General features: G+C 69.3%; 23 protein-coding genes. 4 read left to right on the forward strand and 19 right to left on the reverse strand.

The annotated features are described in order from the left end of the window. Positions 1 to 398: 398 nt before the first annotated feature. From rdgB to D456_RS0110045, 6 genes are all read right to left on the reverse strand, one after another. Complete coding sequence (gene rdgB, locus D456_RS0110020; RefSeq protein ID WP_017576042.1) at positions 399 to 1,004, reverse strand: RdgB/HAM1 family non-canonical purine NTP pyrophosphatase; 606 nt, start codon at positions 1,002 to 1,004, stop codon at positions 399 to 401. 56 nt (positions 1,005 to 1,060) lie between these two features. Next, on the reverse strand, positions 1,061 to 1,780 hold the full coding sequence (gene rph, locus D456_RS0110025; RefSeq protein WP_083904551.1) for a ribonuclease PH: 720 nt from the start codon (positions 1,778 to 1,780) through the stop codon (positions 1,061 to 1,063). A 116-nt stretch (positions 1,781 to 1,896) separates the two neighbouring features. Beyond that, positions 1,897 to 2,646 carry an MBL fold metallo-hydrolase gene (locus tag D456_RS0110030; RefSeq protein WP_026115739.1) on the reverse strand — a complete coding sequence of 250 codons (750 nt, stop codon included), beginning with the start codon at positions 2,644 to 2,646 and terminating at the stop codon, positions 1,897 to 1,899. Between the two features lie 314 nt (positions 2,647 to 2,960). Then, positions 2,961 to 3,908, reverse strand: coding sequence for a PLP-dependent cysteine synthase family protein (locus D456_RS0110035; protein ID WP_017576045.1), 948 nt, complete (start codon positions 3,906 to 3,908; stop codon positions 2,961 to 2,963). A gap of 7 nt (positions 3,909 to 3,915) precedes the next feature. Next, a complete protein-coding gene (locus D456_RS0110040; protein WP_017576046.1) occupies positions 3,916 to 4,194 on the reverse strand; it encodes a MoaD/ThiS family protein in 279 nt (92 codons plus the stop codon). A gap of 89 nt (positions 4,195 to 4,283) precedes the next feature. After that, entirely contained in the window at positions 4,284 to 4,694 is a 411-nt protein-coding gene (locus D456_RS0110045; protein ID WP_017576047.1) for a Mov34/MPN/PAD-1 family protein, read from the reverse strand. A 159-nt stretch (positions 4,695 to 4,853) separates the two neighbouring features. Here D456_RS0110045 and D456_RS0110050 point away from each other — a divergent pair, with 159 nt between their 5' ends. Then, positions 4,854 to 6,155 (forward strand): nicotinate phosphoribosyltransferase, encoded by a 1,302-nt coding sequence (locus D456_RS0110050; RefSeq protein WP_017576048.1) that lies wholly within the window; start codon positions 4,854 to 4,856, stop codon positions 6,153 to 6,155. A gap of 74 nt (positions 6,156 to 6,229) precedes the next feature. Further along, positions 6,230 to 6,808: a nicotinamidase gene (locus tag D456_RS0110055; RefSeq protein ID WP_017576049.1), complete on the forward strand. Its 579-nt coding sequence runs from the start codon at positions 6,230 to 6,232 to the stop codon at positions 6,806 to 6,808. Between the two features lie 84 nt (positions 6,809 to 6,892). Here D456_RS0110055 and D456_RS0110060 read toward each other — a convergent pair whose 3' ends face one another. After that, positions 6,893 to 7,903 (reverse strand): tryptophan--tRNA ligase, encoded by a 1,011-nt coding sequence (locus D456_RS0110060; protein ID WP_026115740.1) that lies wholly within the window; start codon positions 7,901 to 7,903, stop codon positions 6,893 to 6,895. Positions 7,904 to 8,097: 194 nt separating this feature from the next. Here D456_RS0110060 and D456_RS0110065 point away from each other — a divergent pair, with 194 nt between their 5' ends. Next, positions 8,098 to 8,277, forward strand: a complete 180-nt coding sequence (locus D456_RS0110065; RefSeq protein ID WP_017576051.1) for a hypothetical protein — start codon at positions 8,098 to 8,100, stop codon at positions 8,275 to 8,277. Beyond that, entirely contained in the window at positions 8,274 to 8,606 is a 333-nt protein-coding gene (locus D456_RS0110070; RefSeq protein ID WP_017576052.1) for a type II toxin-antitoxin system PemK/MazF family toxin, read from the forward strand. The genes D456_RS0110065 and D456_RS0110070 overlap by 4 nt, the downstream gene beginning before the upstream one ends. A gap of 40 nt (positions 8,607 to 8,646) precedes the next feature. On the opposite strand, the gene D456_RS0110075 is transcribed toward D456_RS0110070, so the two are convergent. The 12 genes from D456_RS0110075 to meaB all read right to left on the reverse strand — a co-directional run bounded on the left by D456_RS0110075 (position 8,647) and on the right by meaB (position 21,589). After that, positions 8,647 to 9,591 carry a zinc metalloprotease gene (locus tag D456_RS0110075; protein WP_026115741.1) on the reverse strand — a complete coding sequence of 315 codons (945 nt, stop codon included), beginning with the start codon at positions 9,589 to 9,591 and terminating at the stop codon, positions 8,647 to 8,649. Between the two features lie 133 nt (positions 9,592 to 9,724). Then, positions 9,725 to 11,464 carry a DEAD/DEAH box helicase gene (locus D456_RS0110080; RefSeq protein WP_017576054.1) on the reverse strand — a complete coding sequence of 580 codons (1,740 nt, stop codon included), beginning with the start codon at positions 11,462 to 11,464 and terminating at the stop codon, positions 9,725 to 9,727. A 162-nt stretch (positions 11,465 to 11,626) separates the two neighbouring features. Continuing rightward, positions 11,627 to 11,830 (reverse strand): hypothetical protein, encoded by a 204-nt coding sequence (locus tag D456_RS0110085; protein ID WP_017576055.1) that lies wholly within the window; start codon positions 11,828 to 11,830, stop codon positions 11,627 to 11,629. A gap of 1 nt (position 11,831) precedes the next feature. Further along, entirely contained in the window at positions 11,832 to 12,614 is a 783-nt protein-coding gene (locus D456_RS0110090; protein ID WP_017576056.1) for a class E sortase, read from the reverse strand. A gap of 686 nt (positions 12,615 to 13,300) precedes the next feature. After that, positions 13,301 to 13,549: a DUF3039 domain-containing protein gene (locus D456_RS0110095; RefSeq protein ID WP_017576057.1), complete on the reverse strand. Its 249-nt coding sequence runs from the start codon at positions 13,547 to 13,549 to the stop codon at positions 13,301 to 13,303. A 74-nt stretch (positions 13,550 to 13,623) separates the two neighbouring features. Further along, the gene (locus D456_RS0110100) at positions 13,624 to 14,199 is read right to left on the reverse strand and encodes a YqgE/AlgH family protein (protein WP_026115743.1); all 576 of its coding nucleotides are present in this window, start codon (positions 14,197 to 14,199) and stop codon (positions 13,624 to 13,626) included. A gap of 92 nt (positions 14,200 to 14,291) precedes the next feature. After that, positions 14,292 to 15,689 carry an NAD-dependent malic enzyme gene (locus D456_RS0110105; RefSeq protein WP_017576059.1) on the reverse strand — a complete coding sequence of 466 codons (1,398 nt, stop codon included), beginning with the start codon at positions 15,687 to 15,689 and terminating at the stop codon, positions 14,292 to 14,294. A 257-nt stretch (positions 15,690 to 15,946) separates the two neighbouring features. Next, positions 15,947 to 16,666: a cytidylate kinase-like family protein gene (locus D456_RS0110110; protein WP_017576060.1), complete on the reverse strand. Its 720-nt coding sequence runs from the start codon at positions 16,664 to 16,666 to the stop codon at positions 15,947 to 15,949. A 350-nt stretch (positions 16,667 to 17,016) separates the two neighbouring features. After that, positions 17,017 to 17,970, reverse strand: coding sequence for a tetratricopeptide repeat protein (locus D456_RS0110115; protein WP_017576061.1), 954 nt, complete (start codon positions 17,968 to 17,970; stop codon positions 17,017 to 17,019). A 102-nt stretch (positions 17,971 to 18,072) separates the two neighbouring features. After that, positions 18,073 to 19,806, reverse strand: a complete 1,734-nt coding sequence (locus tag D456_RS0110120; RefSeq protein ID WP_017576062.1) for an acyl-CoA mutase large subunit family protein — start codon at positions 19,804 to 19,806, stop codon at positions 18,073 to 18,075. Positions 19,807 to 19,879: 73 nt separating this feature from the next. Continuing rightward, on the reverse strand, positions 19,880 to 20,401 hold the full coding sequence (locus D456_RS0110125; protein ID WP_017576063.1) for a MarR family winged helix-turn-helix transcriptional regulator: 522 nt from the start codon (positions 20,399 to 20,401) through the stop codon (positions 19,880 to 19,882). Between the two features lie 228 nt (positions 20,402 to 20,629). Next, positions 20,630 to 21,589, reverse strand: a complete 960-nt coding sequence (gene meaB / locus D456_RS0110130; protein WP_017576064.1) for a methylmalonyl Co-A mutase-associated GTPase MeaB — start codon at positions 21,587 to 21,589, stop codon at positions 20,630 to 20,632. Positions 21,590 to 21,692 lie beyond the last annotated feature (103 nt).

A 21,692-nucleotide genomic window follows, 5' to 3' on the forward strand; every position in this document is an offset into this window, starting at 1 on the left:
AAGTTCCGAAGAAGAGAGGATCGTCGGTGCGTCGCGGCGCTGAGCCGACCGTGCCGGTGACTCGCCGTCCCACAACGACTCGATCGAGTGTAGGTGGCTGATGCAGCGACGTCAAACTCGCCCGAGCCGAGGGGGCGAACCCCTGTGTGCTCGGGCCGGGGGGGCGGTCGGAGCGACCGCCGGACGCCGTGCCCCACGTGGTCCCCGTGCCGGGGCCCGTGTCCCGTCCGGTTTCTGCTTGTCAGACAACCGGGGTCATCCCCCAGGATGCACGGAAGCAAACATCGCTCCCCCGGTTCTCCGCAGATTTTCTGAGCTGTACACCCGGTACCACCACTGGTGGCGGCCGCCCCCTCAGGGGACGACCGCCACGGAACGGCCGCATCGGCCGACCCGCTTCACGCCATCTCGGCCAGCTCACCGGCCAGCGTGCGGAAGGCGATCCCCCGGTGGCTGATCCTGTTCTTCTCCTCCGGGCCCATCTCCGCAGTGGTGACGTTGTAGCCGTCCGGGACGAAGACCGGGTCGTACCCGAACCCGTTCTCGCCCCGCAGCTCCCGCAGCAGTCGTCCGCGCAGCACACCTTCGGCGACCATCTCGGTCCCGTCCGGCATGACGAGCACGGCCGCGCACATGAACTGGGCGCCCCTGCGTTCGGCCGGGGTGTCGGAGAGTTGGTCCAGCACCAGATCGAGATTGGCCCGGTCCTGGTCGTTCCCGCCGAACCGACCGGCCCATCGCGCCGAGAGCACACCGGGCATCCCCTGGAGCTCGTCCACACTCAGCCCCGAGTCGTCGGCGATGGCCGGCAACCGGGTGTGTTCGGCGATCGCGCGGGCCTTCAGGAGAGCATTGCCGATGAAACTCGGCTCCGTCTCGGGGACCTCGGGGGCCTCGGGGAACTGGTCGAGGGCGACGACCTCGGCGGAAACCCCGGCTTCGTCGAGGATCGCACGCATCTCGGGAACCTTCTTGGGGTTGCGTGTGGCCAGGACGATCTTCACCGGTCCCCCTCCCCCGGGTACGCCTCCGATCCGAGCCTCCGGTTCCGTGGACGCACTCACTCCGACAGCGCCTTCTTCTGGATCGTGGTCAGTTCCGCGCACCCGTCGGTCGCCAGGTCGAGCAGCTTGTCGAGCAGCTCGCGATCGAAGACCGCGCCCTCGGCCGTGCCCTGGATCTCGATGAAGGAACCGTCCCCGTTCATCACCACGTTCATGTCGGTGTCGGCGACGGAGTCCTCGAGGTAGTTCAGGTCGAGCCGCGGCTGTCCCTGGACCACCCCCACGCTCACGGCCGAGAGGGAGCCGGAGAGCGGGTTGCTCTTGAGGTTGCGACGCTTGCGCAGCCACTTCACCGCGTCGGACAGAGCCACGTAGGCGCCGGTGATCGCGGCGGTGCGTGTACCACCGTCGGCCTGCAGGACATCGCAGTCCAGGGTGATCGTGTGCTCGCCCATCGCCTTGAAGTCGATGACCGCGCGCAGGGAACGGCCGATGAGGCGGGAGATTTCGTGGGTGCGCCCGCCGATCTTGCCGCGCACGGACTCGCGGGCGCCACGGGTGTCGGTGGAGCGCGGGAGCATCGCGTACTCCGCGGTCACCCACCCCTCGCCGGTGCCACGGCGCCAACGCGGGACACCGTCCTCGACGGTCGCCGCACAGAGCACACGGGTGTCGCCGAACTCGATGAGAGCTGAGCCCTCGGCTTGGCGCAGCCAGTTGCGGGTGATGTTCACGGGGCGGAGTTGGGTCGGAACGCGTCCGTCAGGTCGAGCCATGTTCCCGAGCGTATCCTCGGCAGCTCCCCCGGGGTGCGGGAGTCGGGAACTCTCACCCCCGGTGGGAGACACACCACTCCGCACCGGGAGGGACGGCGGCCCCTGACGGGCGCGGTTCAGCCGACCTCGTAGACCTGGCCGCTACGGGCCAGGTCGATGGGGCCGGTGTAGGTCGACCGGGCCTCGCCGAGGGTGATCCCGTCGTCGTTCCACGGCACCAGATGGGTCAGGAGCAGGTGCCGGGCACGGGCACGCGTGGCGTGCTCGCCGGCTTCGCTCCCGGTCAGGTGCATGTCCTTGGGGTGCTCGAGGTGGTCTTGGAAGGCGGCCTCGCACAGGAAGAGGTCGGAGTCCTCGGCCAGGTCCACCAGCGCGTCGCACGCACCGGTGTCACCGGAGTAGGTGAGGGTGCGGCCGCCGTGTTCCAGTCGGATCCCGTAGGCCTCGACCGGGTGGTTGACCTCGGCGACCCGCGCGGAGAACGGGCCGAGGCCGAAGCTGCCCTCGGAGAGTTCACGGAAGTCGAAGACCTCGGTCATGCCGGGGTCGGTCTCCAGCCCGTAGGCCTCGGCCACGCGGTCGGCGACCCCGGTGGGGCCGTAGACCGGGATCCTGCCCTTGGTGCCGTTCGGGTGGAACATGCGTGCCACCCAGTAGGAACACAGGTCGAAGCAGTGATCGGCGTGCAGGTGGCTCAGGTAGACGGCATCGACCGAATAGATGTCGGCGTGGCGCTGGAGTGCCCCGAGCGACCCGTTTCCCATGTCGAGCAGGAGTCTGTACCCCTCCGCCTCGACGAGGTAGCAGGAGGCCGGGCTGTCGGGGCCGGGGAAGCTCCCGGAGGACCCGATGATGGTGAGTCGCACGTCGTCGTCGCCTTCTCGATGGGCCGCGGGATCCGGCGCGCCCTCCCCGGTTCGGCGTTCCGCGGGCAGGGTGCGGATGGCGGCTGGTTCTGCGGATGTCCCGTAGTTACGGGTGTACCCCAATGCCCCGCCCGGTGGTACAAAATGTGTCTGGCATCTCAGGAGTGGAGCGTCACGTCTCAAATTCTCACATAGTTTGACCAGTTTCATCCGTTATGCCCAGAACGTTCGAGACACGACTGAGGCCGGCACCTGGCAAGGTACCGGCCTCAATTGCGACGACGGTGTCCGGGTCCGCGCCCCGCGGCGTCGGATCAGGCCCAGAGTTGGCCCTCGAGGCGTTCCTCCGCCTCGTCGAGGGAGCCCTCGTAGGCGCCCGTGGACAGGTACTTCCACCCGGCGTCGGCGATGACGAACGCGATGTCGGCGCGTTCCCCGGCGCGTTCGGCCTTGCGCGCCATCGCCATGGCCGCGTGCAGGGATCCCCCGGTCGAGATGCCGGCGAAGATGCCCTCCTTGTCCAACAGCTCCCGTGTCCGCTTGAGCGCGGCCTCGGAGGGGACGGAGAAACGGGTGGTCAGCACCGACTCGTCGTAGAGCTCGGGCACGAAGCCCTCGTCGATGTTGCGCAGGCCGTAGACGAGCTCGCCGTAGCGTGGCTCGGCCGCCACGATCCGCACGTCCGTTCTGTGCTCGCGCAAGTAGCGGCCCACGCCCATGAGGGTGCCGGTGGTGCCGAGTCCTGCGACGAAATGGGTGATCTCCGGCAGGTCCTGGAGCAGCTCCGGACCGGTCGTCTCGTAGTGCGCCCGGGCGTTGGCCGGGTTCCCGTACTGGTAGAGCATCACCCAGTCGGGGTTCTCGGCGGCCATCTCCTTGGCCACACGTACGGCCTCGTTGGACCCACCGGCGGCTTCGGAGAAGTACACCTCGGCCCCCCACATGGCGAGGAGCTGCTTGCGCTCGGCGGAGGTGTTCTCCGGCATGACACAGACCATGCGGTAGCCACGGAGCTTGGCGACCATGGCCAGGGAGATGCCGGTGTTCCCCGACGTCGGCTCCAGGATGGTGCACCCTGGGGAGAGCCGCCCGTCCTTCTCGGCCTGTTCGATCATGTAGAACGCTGCGCGGTCCTTGACCGATCCGGTCGGGTTCCGGTCCTCCAGCTTCGCCCACAGCCGGACCTCCGGTGAGGGCGAGAGGCGCGGCAGGCCGACCAGAGGCGTACCGCCGAGGGAGTCGAGCAGGGAGTCGTAGCGCATGGTTGCCCTAGCGGCTGCCGCCGGCCACTGCCGGCAGGATCGTGACGTTGTCGCCGTCGGACAGCTCGGCATCCAGGCCGCCGACGAAACGCACGTCCTCGTCGTTGAGGTAGACGTTGATGAAACGGCGCAGCTTGCCGTCCTGCATCAGGCGCTCCTGGATACCGGGGTGGCGGGTCTCCAGGTCGGCGACGAGCTCGCCGAGGTCGGAGCCCTGTCCCTCGACGACCTTGGCGTCGTCGGTCAGGTTGCGCAGGATGGTGGGGATACGGACCTCGATGGCCATGAAGGTGTCTCCGTAAACGGTCGTTGTCGTGCGTTCATACTCAACAGGGGACGCTCGCGTCCCATTCCGGGAAGGACCCGGTGGAGCACCTACTGGTCGGCGGTCTCGACCGGCTCCTCGGTGACCTCCCCGTCGATGATCCGGTAGGAGCGGAACTCGACGGTGTCGGGCTCACGTGTGGAGACGAGCACGTAGTGCGCGTTCGGCTCCGAGGCGTAGGAGATGTCGGTACGCGACGGGTAGGCCTCGGTCGCGGTGTGGGAGTGGTAGATCACGACGGGTTCCTCGTCGTTGTCGTCCATCTCCCGCCACACCTTGAGCTGCTCCTTGGAGTCGAACCGGTAGAAGGTGGGGGACCGCTCGGCGTTGATCATCTCGATGAACCGTTCGGGGCGGTCGGAACCTTCGGGCCCGGCGACCACGCCACAGGCCTCGTCGGGGTGGTCGCGGCGGGCGTGGGCGACGATCTGATCGTAGATCGAGCGGTCAATCCTCAACATGGCACCAGGATACCGAAAACCAAAATTCTACCTACCTGGTGGGTATTAATGTGCGTCACACCGCCCGAAGGCGGGGACCAGAGCCGACGGTCCGCCGGACACGTGGCGCACCCGGGCCGCTTGGCACACCCCGGCGGGGTCACGTTTAAGCTCGGGACCATGAGCGAGGACAGCAGCAGCGCGCTGCTCACCGACCACTACGAACTGACCATGCTCCAAGGTGCTCTGCACAGTGGGGCCGCCGAACGCCGGTCGGTCTTCGAGATGTTCGCACGCCGCCTTCCCGAGGGCCGGCGGTACGGAGTCGTGGCCGGGACCGGACGGTTCCTGGAACTGTTGGAGCGGTTCCACTTCGGCAGCGCCGAGCTCGACTTCCTCTCCGACCACGGAGTGGTCGACGAGCGCACTCTGGACTGGCTGGCCCGCTTCCGTTTCAACGGAGACATCTGGGGCTACGGCGAGGGCGAAGCCTACTTCCCCGGTTCCCCCATCCTCGTGGTGGAGTCGAGCTTCGCCGAGGCCGTGATCCTGGAGACCCTCGCGCTGTCGGTGTTCAACCACGACAGCGCCATCGCCTCGGCCGCCTCCCGCATGGCCGTGGCCGCCGGCGACCGCCCCCTCATAGAGATGGGTTCCCGGCGCACTCAGGAACGGTCCGCGGTCGCCGCCGCACGAGCCGCGTACGTGGCCGGGTTCGCCACGTCGTCCAACCTCGAGGCCGGCCGGAGCCACGGCGTCCCCACCGGCGGGACGGCCGCACACTCCTTCACTCTCCTCCACGACAACGAACGGCACGCGTTCCAAGCACAGCTGGAGTCCATGGGCAACGGGACGACCCTGCTGGTGGACACCTTCGACATCGAACGCGCCGTGCGCCACGCTGTCGAACTGGCCGGGCCCGAGCTGGGCGCGGTCCGGATCGACTCCGGGGACCTCGCCGCACACGCTGGCCGGGTACGGGCCCAACTCGACGACCTCGGCGCCACCAGCACCCGGGTGGTGGTCACCGGCGATCTGGACGAGCACTCCATCCAGGCCCTGGCCGTGGCCCCCGTGGACGGGTACGGGGTGGGTACGTCCCTGGTGACGGGTTCCGGCTCCCCGACCGTGTCGCTGGTCTACAAGCTCGTCGCACGCGCACGCGGTCTGGAGCGGGACACCCCGCTGGAGCCGGTCGCCAAGCGTTCGGTCGGCAAACCGAGCCGTGGTGGCCGCAAGTGGGCCCTGCGCCGGCTGGACAACCGGGGCACGGCCATCGCCGAAGAGGTCTACGGCCACGAACCGATCACCGAGGTGGGCACACGGCCCATGCTGCAGCCGCTCGTCCGGGGCGGGGAGATCGTGGGCCGCGAAGGGGTGCACGATGCACGTGACCGCCACCGCGCGGCCGTCGAGGAGTTGCCCGAGCAGGCGTTGCGGATGTCGCGCGGGGACCCGGCCCTGCCCACGGCCTTCCTCTGACCCGCCCCGGCCGTGCCGGCTGCTCAGCCGCCGGGCGCTCCGCCCTTCGAACAGGAAGAGACACGAGGTTCCGTATGAGCAGGGCACTGATCATCGTCGACGTCCAGAACGACTTCTGTGAGGGCGGCAGCATGGGTGTGAACGGCGGTGCCGCCACGGCCGGTGCCGTCACCGAGTACACACGTGCACACTCGGGCTCCTACGACCACGTCATCGCCACTCGTGACCACCACGTCGATCCGGGCGCGCACTTCTCCGACGAACCGGACTTCGTCGAGAGCTGGCCCCCGCACTGTGTGGTGGGCACACCCGGGGCGGAGTTCCATCCCGGGTTCGACCCCGGCCTGGCCGAGGAGGTCTTCTCCAAGGGTCGCTACAGCGCTGCCTACAGCGGGTTCGAGGGGGCCGCCTCCGACGGCTCGACCGGGCCGGCCTCGTGGCTGCACGAGCGCGGGGTGGACGAGGTCGACATCGTGGGCATCGCCACCGACCACTGCGTGCGGGCCACCGCCCTGGACGCGGTCGGCGAAGGGCTGCGTACGCGTGTGCTGCTGGACCTGACCGCGGGGGTGGCGCGGCCCACCGTGGACTCGGCCCTGGAGGAGCTGCGCGCGGCGGGTGTGGCTCTGGAGGGTGAGCCGGTGGTCCTCTGACCCCTGCCGCCGGAGACGGAACGGCCCCGCCCCCTGCCGGTCATGGGGGTGCGGGGCCGTTCTCCGCGTCCGGTGCGCGTGGTCTCAACCCACGCCGATGGCGGCACGCACGCGCGACAGGGTGGCCCGGGCACGCTCACGGGCGGGTTCGACGCCGTCCGCGAGGATCCGGTCGATCTGAGCGGGGTCGGCCATGAGCTCCTCGTAACGCTCGCGCTGGGGCGCCAGGACCGCGTCGACGGCCTCGAAGAGTTCCTTCTTGAGGTCGCCCCAGCCCATACCGCCGGCCTCCAGGCGCTTGCGGACCTCGGCGGTCCTGTCCTGGGACGCGAAATGGGTCAGGAGCTGGAAGGGGACCGAGACGTCGGGGTCCTTGGGCTCCTCCACCGGTGTGGAGTCGGTGGGGATCTTGTTGATCGCCTTGCGGAGCTTCTTCTGCGGCAGGAACAGCGGGATGTGGTTGTCGTAGGACTTCGACATCTTGCGGCCGTCGGTGCCGGGCAGGATGCTCGCGTCGCTGTCGTCGATGACGCCCTTGGGGATCGGGAAGGTGTAGCCGTTCCCGTAGCGGTGGTTGAAGTACCCGGCGATGTCGGCGGTGTACTCGAGGTGCTGGGACTGGTCGCGTCCGACCGGAACGTGGGTGGCTTCCATCGCGAGGATGTCGGCGGCCATGAGGATCGGGTAGTTGAAGAGCCCCATGTTGACGCCGGAGTCCAGCTCGGTGTTGCCGGCCTCGTGGTTGCGGTCGCGCGCGGCCTTGTAGGCGTGCGCACGGTTCATGAGCCCCTTGGGGGTCATGGCGCTGAGGACGGTGGTGAGCTCGAAGATCTCGGGCACGTCGGACTGGCGGTAGAAGAGGGTCCGTTCGGGATCGAGCCCGCACGCGAGCCAGGTGGCAGCGCCTGACCGGATACTGTGCCGGAGTTCGTCGGCGTCCTTCACCGTGTTCAGGGCGTGGTAGTCGGCGAGGAAGTAGGCCGTCCGGGTGCTCCGGGCCGCTTCGAGCGCGGGACGGATCGCACCGATGTAGTTGCCCAGGTGGAAGTCGCCGGTGGGCTTGATACCGGTCAGATACAAGTGGGTTGCTGCCATGACCACAGCCTATCGGCGCTCCGGTCCCGCATTCCCACCACGGGAGGGCCGATGCGTTCCGGCTTCCCGACGATCTACCTTGGTAACTACCGAACTGTCGTACTTGAAGTACGAGCACTACGGATACCTCCATCAAGGTCCCGAAGAAAATCAGGGACCGCCTCCAGAAGCGCGCCCGCAGAGACCGCACGACCTTGGCTGCGGCGCTCGAGAGCGCGCTCGACGAGGCCGAGGAACTCGAGTTCTGGAACCGTGTTCGCGAATACAACACCTCCTTGACCGATTCAGCACGTGACTCGTACACGCAGGACCACACTCTGCGCGATCACCTGTCCGAACCCGGGGACACCGACCTGGCCGAGGAGGACCGGTGAGGCGCGGTGAGGTCTTCACGGCCGACCTCGGAGAGCCGGTCGGCCGTGAACAAGCACTCAGGCGCCCGGTTCTCCTTGTCAACGCGCAACCTTGGCTGGACGCGAGTCCCCCGGTCGTCATGGGTCTACCGATCACGCGGACCCACCGCCCCAACCCCACTCATGTGGCGATCGAACCCGGCGTTTCAGGACTCGAAGAGATCAGTTACATCGAATGTGAGGATCTGCGGGCGATCTCACCGATGCAGCTCGAGCGTCGGTTCGGGCGCGCGGACGAGACGGTGTTGTTCCGGGTCGAGGTGGTACTCTGCCGGCTCCTGGCGCTCTGACACACGAGCGGGGGCGTCGCCCCCCCAGGGGCAGGCGGGCTCAGACCCGGGGTTCGCGGAACCCGGCCCAGTGCTGGACCATGCGTTCGGCCTGGCCCGGTGTGAAGTGGGTCATGCACGCGTCGTCGGTGTAGTTCATGAAGTTGTTGACCGGGTCCTCGCCGGGACGTCCGGTACAGGTGTCGCGGCCCACGGGGCAGCCGTTGGCGGCCTCGCGTTCGTACGGGGTGTCGTCGACGTAGTCGCCGGGGCTCTCGCACCCGTTCTGGAAGGTGTGGAAGAGCCCGAGCCAGTGGCCGACCTCGTGTGTCGTGGTGTGGCCGAGATCGAAGTTCTCGCGGCTGCCGCCGGGCAGGGTGTCGTAGGAGACGACGACCCCGTCCTGTTCGGGCGAGGACTCGACGTCCTGCGGGAAGGTCGAGAAACCCAGGACCCCGGATCCGAGGTCGGCGGTGTAGATGTTCAGGGTCTCGGGGCCGCCCTGGTGCAGCTCGGCGCGGATGGTATCGCGATTGGAGCTGAACTCGTGGAACCAGGCGTCGTCGCTGTGCCTGGTGACCTCGGTGAGCTCGAAGCCGAACCCGGTGTCGGTCGCCTCCTCCCCGGAGGCGTAGACGCCCCGGTAGGCGTCGTTGAGGACCTGGATCTGCTGTTCGACGCGTTCCCGTCCCACGTCGCCCTCGCCGTCCTCGGCGGAGACGACGTGCACGACGACGGGCACGGACTGCGGCGGGGCGATCTGGCGGCCGCGATCGGTGCCGAGTGCCTCCTCCAGCTGCGCTTGGTGGTCGGCGGCCTGTTCCGGGGTGAGTTCCCCGTCGTGGCCCTCCGGGGAGCGCCTTTCGCTGCCCGGGGCGGAACCATCGGTCCTGCACGTGTGGTCGGTGGCGGCGTCCGCGAGATGGACGGCGTCGGTGGCCTGTGCTGTGTCGGGCACGTCCGGGGACCCCGCCACTGCCAGGCCGGTCACTGCGAGTGCGCTCATGACCAGGCCTGGGCGGAAGGCGGCCGGGCGGCCGCGGCTGCTTCGTCCAATCACATGACGGATTGTAATCGCATGAACACGCACTGGCGTGCAGCCGTGCGTGAACTCGCCGAGTGTTTGCCCGGGGGCCGGGTCAGCGGGACCCGACCGCCCAGGCCCGGAGCTTGGCGATGCGTTCCCGGAGCTGTGCCGGGGTGGCCTGCGCGACCTGGGGGCCGCCGCAGGCGCGCCGCAGCTCGTTGTGGATCACCCCGTGGGGTTTCCCCGTGCGGTGGTGCCAGGCCCCCACGAGGCCGCTGAGCTCACGTCTGAGCTGGGCGAGCACCTCGTGTGTGGGACCGGCCTCCTCCTCGGTCCCGGCCGGCTCGCTCTGCTCGTTCTTCTTGCGGGCCTTGATCTCGCCGGCCTTGAGCTCGTCCTTGCGCTTGCGCAGCAGCTGGGAGACCTGTTCGGGCTCCAACAGGCCGGGCAGTCCCAGGAAGTCCTCCTCCTCGGTGGAACCCGGCGAACTGCCGTACTCGGCGCCGTCGTAGAGGGCCCTGTCGAACTCGGCGGCCGACTCCATCGTCTCGAAGGGCAGTTCCTCCCCCGCGTCGGGGGTGTCCTTCTTCTTGTTGGCCTCGTCGAGGAGGTCGTCCTCGGGGTACTCGTTGTCCGCGGGGGTGCGGTCGAGCACGTGGTCGCGTTCGCGCTCCATCTCCCCGGCGTACTCCAGCAGTGTGGGCACCGAGGGCAGGAAGACCGACGCGACCTCACCGCGCTTTCGCACACGCACGAAACGCCCGATGGCCTGCGCGAAGAACAGCGCCGTACTGGTGGAGGTGGCGTAGACCCCCACCATGAGCCGCGGTACGTCCACACCCTCGGAGACCATACGCACCGCGACCATCCACCGGTCGTCGCCCTGGGCGAACCGGGAGATCTTCTTGGAGGCGGAAGGATCGTCGGAGAGCACCACCGTGGCGCTCTTCCCGGTGATCTGCCGCAGGATCCGCGAATAGGCCCGTGCATTCTCGTGATCGCTCGCGATGACCAGACCGCCGGCGTCCGGGTGGGTCTTGCGGACCTCGCTCAGGCGCCGGTCGGCGGCCTGCAGGACCTTCTTGATCCAGTCGCCCTTCGGGTCGAGCGCGGCCCGCCAGGCCTGCGAGAGGGCGTCCTGGGTCAGTGGCTCGCCCAGGTGCGCGGCGAGCTCGTCGCCGGCCCGGGTGCGCCATCGCATCTCCCCGGAATAGGCCATGAAGATGACCGGGCGCACGACCCCGTCCTCCAGTGCGGGCGCATACCCGTAGCTGTAGTCCCAGGAGCAGCGGCGTACCCCGTTGCCGTCCTGCACGTAGTCGACGAACGGGATCGGGTTGACGTCGGTACGGAACGGTGTACCGGTCAAGGAGAGCCGGCGCGCGGCCGGCTCGAAGGCCTCCCGCACCGCGTCACCCCAGGACAGTGCGTCGCCGGCGTGGTGGATCTCGTCGAAGATGACGAGGGTGCGCCGGGTCTCGGTACGGTTGCGGTGCAGCATGGGGTGCGCGGCGATCTGCGCGTAGGTCACGGCCGCCCCGATGTACTGCTTGCCCAACGCACCCTGGCCGTTCTTGAAGTCCGGGTCGATGGGGATCCCGAACCTGGCCGCGGATTCCGCCCACTGCTTCTTGAGGTGTTCGGTGGGGCAGACGATCGTGATGGCCCGCACCCTGTGCTGCCGCAACAGCTCACTGGCGAGGGTGAGGGCGAAAGTCGTCTTCCCGGCGCCGGGTGTGGCCACCGCGAGGAAATCGCGGGGTTCCCGGCGGAAGTACTCCTCGAAGGCCTCTCGCTGCCAGGCCCGGAGTCCGCTGAGGCGGTCCTCCGTCGTGGTCTGCGTCACCGTCATACGTCACGTCCCCCGTTACTCACGCCGTAGAGGTTAGCGCTCACCGCCGACCGTCCCGTAGGGAGGCCACGGCGGGCCATGGGTGGTGTGTTTCACCCACGCCCCCGTTCGGGTGCCGTGCGGCCGGTTCCAGGCGTCGTCGGGCCCGGTGCCGAGCCGTGTCTACTCGCCGGGGACCTCACCCGGGACCGGGGCCCCGCCCTCGGGGCCGCTGTTGATCGCTCCGTCGTTGAAAGGCATGTGCGGGGAGATCTCCGGAAAGACCACGAACCACAACAACCCCGCCACTCCCACGATCAACCCGATCGTCATGATCAGCTTGGAGATCCAGGGTCCGGGCATGATGCGCCAGATCAGTCCGTACATGTCATTCCTCCGCGTCCGGTGCCATGTGCGCGATGGAGTCCGGCATGCCCTCGGACTTCGGTGTGGTCTCGGTCAGCTCCGCCCAGACGATGAGCCGGTGGGTGTTGTTGAGCTTGGGTGCGCACGTGGTCAGGGTGAGCAGGGCGCGCTCGGGGTCCTCGTCGGAGGCGTCGTCGAAGGGGTCGGGGTCGACCACCCAGGAGTCCTGGGGCAGGACCGTCTCCTCCTGGAACACCTCGTAGGTGTAGAAGTTCTCACCGTCCTCCAGGACCATGACGTCACCGTCGCCGAGCAGGTCGAGGTCCCAGAAGAGACCCGGGGTGCGGTGGGCGGCGATCGCGTAGTTGCCCTCCTGGCCGGGGCCGCTGTCGAACCACGTGTAGCGCCCGGGGCTGTAGAGGATGTCGTCCGGTTCGGTGCCGTTGACCACGACCCAGTCCAGGTCGAGACCGGGCACGTAGAGACGGCTGTCCGCGGCCCCGGGCAGGGGCTCGGAGTCGGGACCGGGCTCCTCCTCCACTGCCGCCCAGTTCTCCTCCAGCCCCTGGGCGAGGTCCTGCTGCTCGCGGTCGGTCTCGAACTGGGAACCGTAGACCTCGTAGGCGGCGTAGAAGAGCATGAGCAGACCGGAGGTCAACAGGATCTCACCGAAGAACCGGACGGTACCGCGCACGACCTCGCCCGGACCGGTGTTCTTCCGCCGGCGCCTGCGCCCCCGCGTGCCGCCCTCGTGCCCCCCGTCGTCGTCCGCATGGGGGGATTGCGGTTCAGTTGTGGACACCAATCCGACCTACTCCTGTTCCCAGTCGAAGGGGCACGACGAGTGGTCCCCGGAACACGGGTGCGCCGAGGGTGTCGCCACGAGTCCGTTCTCCGTGGCCCTTGCCTCGTGTCGGAAACACGCGAGCGGGGGCACTCCCGCGGCACCCGCCCGCACGGCCTGTTCCGCCGCGCGGCAGACCGTGCCGGACCCCGAATCGTGCAGCACCACGATAACCGCCGCAGCCCCTCCCCAGGCCGGAGGAACGATCCCGAAACGGGATCGGCCGGAATCGGCCGGGGAACGCCCGTCGGCAACCGTGCTCGGGGCACGCACCGGCGCGGGATCGGAGGGACCGCCATCACGGTGCCACGCCGTTCGGCGGTTCGGGGGGAGAACGCGGATATCCGAGCACGGTCCGGTCCCCTCCCCGCGGGAAGGGGGCACGGGGCCGTTCGGGCGGGCCCGGCCCCGTACCGGGGGCGGGCTCGCTGCACCACGTCGCGATCATCCCGGCCGGGCCGAGGAACGGGGGCCGCCGGGGTCCGGGACGCTCCTGCCACGGCAGGGGCAGGAGCGGACACGGTCGAAGTGGAGCGGGGACCGGGGACACCTCCGGACGCTCCGTGGGAAGGGCTGTGCCGACGAGCGTCCGGCAGGAACCGGTCCGGTGGAGTGCGCCCGGGTGGCCGCAGAGCGGCTCCCGGTGCTCAGCGGCCCTTGGTCATCTCCTCGTAGGCCTGCTTGCACTCGGGGCAGACCGGGTACTTCTTGGGGTCGCGCCCCGGCACCCACACCTTGCCGCACAGGGCGATCACGGGGTCGCCGGTGACGGCGCTCTGCGTGATCTTCTCCTTCTGCACGTAGTGGGCGTAGCGATCCCGGTCACCGTCGTCATGGGTCTCTTCCGGCTTGGTGTCGCTGTCGGGAAGAACCTTGTTGAGGATGTCCATGGCCATCGTTCCTCACACACCTTTCACGTCTCGTTCTCCACGATATCGGCTTCCGCGCACCACGGCCGGACCTGTGCGGCTCAGTTCAGGCCGGGGTCGTCGGGGTAGGTCGACAGCAACGCGAGGTCGCCTCCCTGACGCCGCAGCACACGCGACCACAGGCGCTCGGGCACGTTCGTGAACAGGTCGCCCGGCAGCGCGTCGACCACGTGCCAGGCACCCTCACCGATCTCCTCGGCGAGCTGACCGGAGCTCCACCCCGCATAACCGACGAAGAGGCGGAAGGCGGCCAGGGCCCCGCCGAGCACCTCCGGAGGACCGTCGAGATCGACCACGCCGAGCCCTTCCAGCCCCGGGGCGACCCCCTCCAGCGGGGCCCATCCCGGTGGTTCTCCACCGGGGCCGACAGAGCCCAGGGCGATCCCCGAGTCCTCGCCCACCGGGCCGCCGGAGAACATGACCGCCGGTTCGCTGGCATAGGAGCCCCAGGCCTCGGCGACCTCGCCCACGGCGGCGTCCAGAGGACGGTTGAGGATCACGCCGAGGGCTCCGTCGTCGGCGTCGTCGACGACGAACACGACGGAACGGCGGAAGGAGTCCTCCTGCAGAAGAGGGGCGGCCACCAGGAGTCGCCCGGTCAGTGTCGACTGGTCCATGTTCCACATCTACCCGCCAACACCGGACCGCCGGTACCTCTTCCGGATTCTCCGACGGGTTCGTGTGCCCCAGGGCCGGCGCAGGGGCGGGCTCAGTCCCCGGAGCTGCGCAGAGCGGCCTCGCGTACGGCCGTGGCCACGTGTGTGGACAGCTCGGAGTGGAACACGCTCGGGATGATGTAGTTCGGCCCGAGCTCGTCCTGGGTGACCACGTCGGACAGGGCCACGGCGGCCGCGACCATCATGTCCGAGTCGACCTGGTGGCTCTGGGCGTCGAGCAGACCGCGGAAGACCCCGGGGAAGACCAGCACGTTGTTGATCTGGTTCGGGTGGTCGCTGCGGCCGGTGGCGACGACAGCTGCGTGCAAGTTGGCGATGTCGGGGTCGACCTCGGGATCGGGGTTGGCCAGCGCGAAGATGATGGAGTCCTGCGCCATCTCGGCGATGTCCTCACCGCTGAGCACGTTGGGGGCGGAGACGCCGATGAAGACGTCGGCGCCCGCCACCGAACCTTTGAGGTCGCCGGTGTAACCGGTGGGGTTGGTGTTGTCGGCGATCCAGCTCAGGTTGTCGTCGAGGTCGTCGCGTCCCTGGTGGATGGCGCCGTGCAGATCGCTGACGATGATGTTCTCGGCGCCGGCGTGCATGAGCAGTTTGAGGATGGCGGTGCCGGCCGCGCCCGCGCCGGACATGGCGATGCGCACGTCCGCCAGCTTCTTGTTGGTCACCCGCAGAGCGTTGCGCAGGGCGGCCAGGACCACGATGGCGGTGCCGTGCTGGTCGTCGTGGAAGACGGGGATGTCCAGCAGCTCGCGCAGGCGGGCCTCGACCTCGAAGCAGCGCGGGGCGGAGATGTCCTCGAGGTTGACACCTCCGAAGCCGGGGGCGATGAGCTGGACGGTGCGCACGATCTCGTCCACGTCCTGGGTGTCCAGGGCGATGGGCCAGGCGTCGATGTCGGAGAAGCGCTTGAACAGGGCGGCCTTGCCCTCCATGACGGGCATGGCGGCCTCGGGGCCGATGTTGCCCAGGCCCAGCACGGCCGATCCGTCGGTGACCACGGCGACGCTGTTGCGTTTGACGGTCAGTCGGCGGGCGTCCTCCTTGTTCGCGGCGATGGCCGAGGAGACGCGGGCGACACCGGGGGTGTAGGCCATGGAGAGCTCGTCGCGGTTGCGCAGGGGCACCTTGGACGCCATCTCGATCTTGCCGCCCAGGTGCATGAGGAAGGTGCGGTCACTGACCTTGTGGACGGCCACACCCTCGACGGCACCGAGGGCGTCGACGATGGACTGCGCGTGCTCGGTGTCGCGAGCGGCGCAGGTGACGTCGATACGGATGCGCTCGTGCCCCGCTTCGGCCACGTCCAGCGCAGTGATCATCCCGCCCACGTGTTCGACGGCGTTGGTGAGGCTGCCGACGGCGCTGCTGCCGGCGTCGACCTCCAGCCGGGCGGTGATGGAATAGGAAACGCTGGGAAGGGTGGCCACGTGTCGCTCCTTGGCTCTCACTGGGGTGTCGTGCGTCCGCACGGTCCGCCGCGGCACGGGTGGGCGCGGCAGGCACGGGATGACCCTCGGGTCCGTTGCGCGGAAGCTCGGCCGGAGGGTGCTGCACACAGCCGGGGGACCCTCGGCGATGCGCTTCACACTACCCGAGTCAAGGGACCCACGTCAGCACAAGAGAACAATTCGCCCAAGCGTAAAAAATCAAAGAAATTCCACACAATCGAGTGGGACGGACCGGGCTAAAGAGATCCGGTTCCAAGCCCCGAGCGGTCCAGCGCGGCCCGCACGACGAGGTCCACACAGGTTTCCAGCGACAGCACCGTGGTGTCGATCACCAGGTGGTAGAGCCCGGGATCGGCCGGGTCGACACGGTAGAAGCGGCGCACGTAGGCGGCGCGGGCCCGGTCGTTCTCCTCGAGGAGCCTCCGGGTGGGGCCCTCCTCCCCCCAACCGGGGTCGCGGGCCTCCTCGCGGTCGCCGTACTCCCACAAGCGGCACATGCGGTCGAAGCGGGCGGCGGGGTCCCCGTCCAGGCGGACGTGCAGGGCCGCGGGGTGGTCGGCGAGCACGGTGGCCCCCGCCCGGCCCAGGACCACGCCTCCCTTGCGCCCGACCTCCTGGATGACCTGTTCGGTGCGTTCGACGAACTCGTGGTCGTAGAGCAGGCGGCCCTCGCGGTTGGTGGCGCCGATGAACGCGGTGTCAACGCTGCCGAAAGTCACCGTGGGCAGCCGGGCGGCGCTGGCGAGCAACCTCTCGAAGCCGCTGGGGGCGCGGTCGTCGCGGTCGCGTGCCTCGTCGAGGGAGCATCCGATGCGTTCGGCCACCGTCGAGGGCACGGCGCGGTCGAGGAAGTCGACGTCGAACCGGGCGGCGACCGCCGGTCCGACGACGCTGCCACCGGCGCCGTAGGTGGCGGACACGGTGACGACCGGGTCGTGGGGAGGATCGCTGCTCATGGCACACCTGCCGGGGTCTGGCCTGTGGGCCGGGGCCCGGTCCGGCGGACACCGGCGATCAGCTACGCGGCGGAAGGCATCCACCGAACGGGCCCTGGAGGCCCTTCCGTGGCCGGTTCCTACCCTGCGCACGGTCTTCTATACGCCACTGGAGCCCCCGGGAACGCATGTGTGAGCACGCGGGGACGCGAGCGAAAGAAACTGAGCTTTTACCGTTATGTGCCGCTATGAGGGAAAACTAACGAAAGGCGCCCAAGAGGATTTTCCTCCCGGGATCGCCCGTGGCTCCGGCCGGGGCACACACGAAAGGGCCGGCCCGGGAAGGTTCCCGGGCCGGCCCTTTCCGCGCCTCAGAACAGGGCGGCAGTGAGTTTGCGCCGTGCAGTGCTGACCCGCGGGTCGCCGGGGGGCAGCACGTCGAACAGGGCCAGCAGATGTGCGCGGACCCTCTCGCGCTCGTCACCGGAGGTGCGTTTGACCGTGGCGACGAGGCGGTCGAAGGCGGACTCGGCCTCGCCCCGGTAGATGTCCATGTCGGCGACGACGATCTGGGCGTCCACGTCGTCGGGGCGCTCCTGGGCGGCGGTCAGAGCCGACTCGGGCTCGACGTGCTGCAAGCGGCCCACCAGACCCACCTGGGCGAGCCGGCTCTTGGACTCGGTGTCGGAGGGGTCGGCCTCCACGGCCTTGCGGTAGATCTCCTCGGCGGCGGCGAAGTCACCGCGGTCCAGCGCTTCCTGGGCCTGGACGTCGACGGGGCGCCCCTGCGGCTCGGGCTCTCCCCCCTCCTCCGCCACGGGCGGCTCACCGTCGGCCTCGACCGTGCCCGGGTGCCCTTCGGGCAGCATCCCCTGCTGGGCCAGCGCGGCGAAGACCTGGCCCAGGCCCTCGCGGAGCTGATTCTCATCGGCCGGCCCCTGGGCCAGCGGCATGACCTGGCCCTGGATCGCCACGAGGATCGCCGGAGCGGACTGCACCTGCAGGGCCTGGGCGACGCGGGGGCTGGCCTCGCTGTCGACCTTGGCCAGGTACCAGTTCCCGCCCGAGCGCGCGGACAGGTTGTCCAGGGCGGTCTCGACCTGCGCGGACTGCTCGGACCAGCCCGCCAGCACGGCCAGGACGACCGGCAGGTCCATCGACCGCTGCAGGACCTCGTTCTGGAAGTTGGACTCGTCGATGTTGAGGGCGTACGGGTTGGTTCGACCCGCCGACTCCGCCGCACGCTGTTTGGCCTCACGTTCCATGGCCGCCTTGCGCGCACCGAGGTCAACGGCACTGTTCGGGGAAAAGTCCGAAGGCTGCATGTCTCCATCCTGCCGTATACACACGGGGGTGGTGGACGGCAGGACGTGTGGCGCCCTGCGCATGTCGGGGCGCGGCAGCCCGTGGTGCCGCGCCCCGTGCGCTCAGAAGCGGGGGTCCTCGGTGTAGGTCCCGAAGACCTCGCCCATCGCGGTGCAGATCTCCCCGAGTGTGGCCTCGGCCCGGGCGGCCTCCATGATCAGCGGGATCAGGTTGCCGTCCTCGGAGCGGGACCCCTCGAGCAGGTCGGCCAGGGCCCGGTCGACGGCCGCACGGTCGCGGTTCTCGCGGCGCTCGGCCAGGTCGCGCTTCTGCTCGCGCTCGACCTCGTGGCTGATCTTGAGGATGTCGAGCTCACCGGAGACGGTGCTGGTGTGGCAGTTGACACCGACGATCTTCTTGTCGCCCTTCTCCAGGGCCTGTTGGTACTGGAAGGCCGACTCGGCGATCTCGGAGGTGAAATAACCGTTGTCGATGCCGGCGAGGATGCCCGAAGTCATCGGACCGATCGTGTGCTCGGCGTCGCGGCCGCCGCCCATGTGGAGGATCTGGGCGAAGACGCGTTCGGCCTCGGCCTCGATCTCGTCGGTGAGCGACTCCAGGTACCAGGAACCGCCGAGCGGATCGGCCACGTTGGCCACACCGGTCTCCTCCATGAGGACCTGCTGGGTGCGCAGGGCGATCTCCGCGGACTGCTCGGTGGGCAGCGCGAGGGTCTCGTCGAGCGCGTTGGTGTGCAGGGAGTTGGTGCCGCCCATGACTGCGGCCAGGGCCTCCACCGCGGTGCGTACCACGTTGTTGTAGGGCTGCTGGGCGGTGAGCGAGACCCCGGCGGTCTGGGTGTGGAAACGCAGCCACATGGCCTTCTCGCTGGTGGCACCGTACTCCTCCCGCATCCACCTCGCCCAGATGCGGCGGGCGGCGCGGAACTTGGCGATCTCCTCGAAGAAGTCGATGTGGGAGTCGAAGAAGAAGGACAGCCCGGGAGCGAAGCGGTCGACCTCCAGCCCGCGCGAGAGGCCGAGCTCGACGTAACCGAACCCGTCGGCGAGGGTGTAGGCGAGCTCCTGGGCGGCCGTGGCCCCGGCCTCGCGGATGTGGTAACCGGACACCGAGAGCGGCTTGTAGGCCGGGATGTGCTCGGCGCAGTACTCCATCAGGTCGCCGATGAGGCGCAGCTGCGGCTCCGGCGGGTACAGCCACTCCTTCTGGGCGATGTACTCCTTGAAGATGTCGGTCTGCAGAGTGCCGTTGAGCGTGGTGATGTCCACGCCTTGGCGTTCGGCCGCCACCAGGTACATGCAGAAAACAGGGACCGCCGGACCGCTGATGGTCATGGAGGTCGTGGTCCCGCCCAGGGGGATCCGGTCGAAGAGCAGGTCCATGTCGGCGACCGAGTCCACCGCGACACCGCAGTGGCCGACCTCGCCCAGCGCGTGGGAGGAGTCGGAGTCGTAGCCCATGAGCGTGGGCATGTCGAAGGCCACCGAGAGTCCCCCGCCGCCGTTGGCGAGGATCATCTTGTAGCGCTCGTTGGTCTGCCGGGCGTTGCCGAACCCGGCGAACTGCCGGATGGTCCAGGTCCGTCCGCGGTAGCCGGTGGGGTACAGGCCGCGGGTGTAGGGGTACTCGCCCGGCCAGCCGATACGTTCGAAACCGGGGACCTCGGCGCCGGGTCGCGGGCCGTAGACCGGTTCCAGGGACCGGCCGGACAACGAGGTGAAGTCGGCGTCGCGTCTGCGTGCCGCGTCGTAGCGGCGCTGCCAGCGTTCACGCCCTGCCTCGATGTCGGCCGACCCGCCGCCCTGTGGTGTGGGGCCGTTCGTGGTGTTCGCCATACTGAAATAGTAGGACGTCCAAATAATTATGTACAGGGAAGAGCGGGCCGGCGCCCGGGCCCTTCCGCCGTGCTCAGCGGTCCTCGGCGGCCTCCACGACGGGTCCGGGGAAGTCACCGAAGTCCACCCTCAACCGGGTGAAGACCTGGTGCAGGTCCCAGAGCTCGTCATCGGAGTAGCAGCCCAGGCCGAAGTCCATGCCGAGCAGCGCCTGCGTGGCCTCCTCGGTGACCTCGCGCCCGGCATCGGTGACCTCGGCCAGCACGCCGCGCCCGTCGCTGGGGTTGGGCAGGCGGCTGACCAGGCCCTGGTTCTCCAGCCGGTCGATGGTGTTGGTGACGCTGGTCGGATGCACCATGAGGCGCTCGCCGATCTTGCCCAGGGGCAGGGAGCCCGAGGCGCTGAAACTCAACAGCACCAGGGCCTCGTACCGGGCGAAGGTCAGACCGAAGGGTTTGAGCGCGCCGTCCAGCTCACCGATGAGGATCTGCTGGGCACGCATGAGCGAGGTGACCGCGGCCATCGCCGGAGAGGCACCCCACTTACGCGTCCAGTTGTCGTGTGCCCGCTCGATCGGGTCGAACGGAAGATTCAACGGGTTTCCCACGCGATCACTGTATTCAGCGCGGGAGGACGCATCGCCACGGAGGGCGGCCGTCGCGGTCTTCCCCACCGGAGCCGGGCCTGTGGCACAGGGGCCCGCACCCCGCGGACCCCGTCGGCCGTGCCCCAGGAACGCCGGCGCCGGTCGGCACTGCCGTGGGCACTGCCGACCGGCGAGCGGGCCGTCCCCGGCACGCACCGGACGCGGAGCGGAGCCGCCTCAGGGGCCGGTACTGTCGGTGAGCTCCCCGACGAGGGTGTCGGCGGCGGCGTAGGGGTCGGTGCGGCCGTCGGCCACGTCGGCGGCGAGACGGTCCAGCCCCTTGCCGGCCTCCGGCCCCGCCATCCGGGAACGCAACAGGTCCAGCGTGATGGCCTGCACCTCCTCGCGGGCGCGGGCACGGCGGCGCTCGGCGAGCTCACCGGAGGCGGACAGGTGGTCGTAGTGCTCACGCACACGTTCCCACAGGTCCCCGACACCTTCGCCGCGGTCGGCGACGGTCATCTCGATCGGCGGTTTCCACTCGTGGTCCTCGCGGTCCTTCATCGCCACCATCTGGCGCAGCTCGCGCAGGGTGACCCGGGCGCCGTCCCGGTCGGCCTTGTTGACCACGAGCACGTCGGCGATCTCCAGCACCCCCGCCTTCGATGCCTGGACGGCGTCGCCCATGCCCGGGGCACTGAGCACCACGGTGGTGTCGGCCTGGCCGGCGATGGCGACCTCGGCCTGGCCCACACCCACGGTCTCCACGAGGATCACGTCGAACCCGGCCGCGCCCAGCACGCGCAGCGCGTGCGGAGCGGCCCAGGAGAGGCCGCCCAGGTGCCCGCGGTTGGCCATCGAACGGATGTAGACACCCGGGTCCGTGGCATGGTCCTGCATCCGCACCCGGTCACCGAGCAGAGCGCCGCCGGTGAAAGGCGAGGAGGGGTCCACGGCCAGCACCGCCACGCTCAGGCCCTTGTCCCGGACCGCACGCACGACCGCGCTCGTGGTGGTGGATTTGCCCACCCCCGGCGAGCCGGTGAACCCGACGACCTGGGCGCGGCCGGCGTGCTCGGCCAGGCCCGCCATGATCTCGCGCAGTTGCGGCGCACCGTTCTCCACCAGGGTGATCGCTCGGGCCAGTGCCCTGCGGTCACCGGCACGGACCCGGTCGACCAACTGGGGGGTGTTCATGGGGACTCCTCGACGTCGGCGGGGTGGGCGGGGCGGGATCGCCGCCCCGCCACGGGTGGGTACGTGGCACGGCCCCGTGGTGCCACGCGGTGCGCGGGCGCCG

It is taken from the genome of Nocardiopsis kunsanensis DSM 44524 (genome assembly GCF_000340965.1).
In the GTDB taxonomy this organism is placed as follows: Bacteria; Actinomycetota; Actinomycetes; order Streptosporangiales; family Streptosporangiaceae; genus Nocardiopsis; species Nocardiopsis kunsanensis.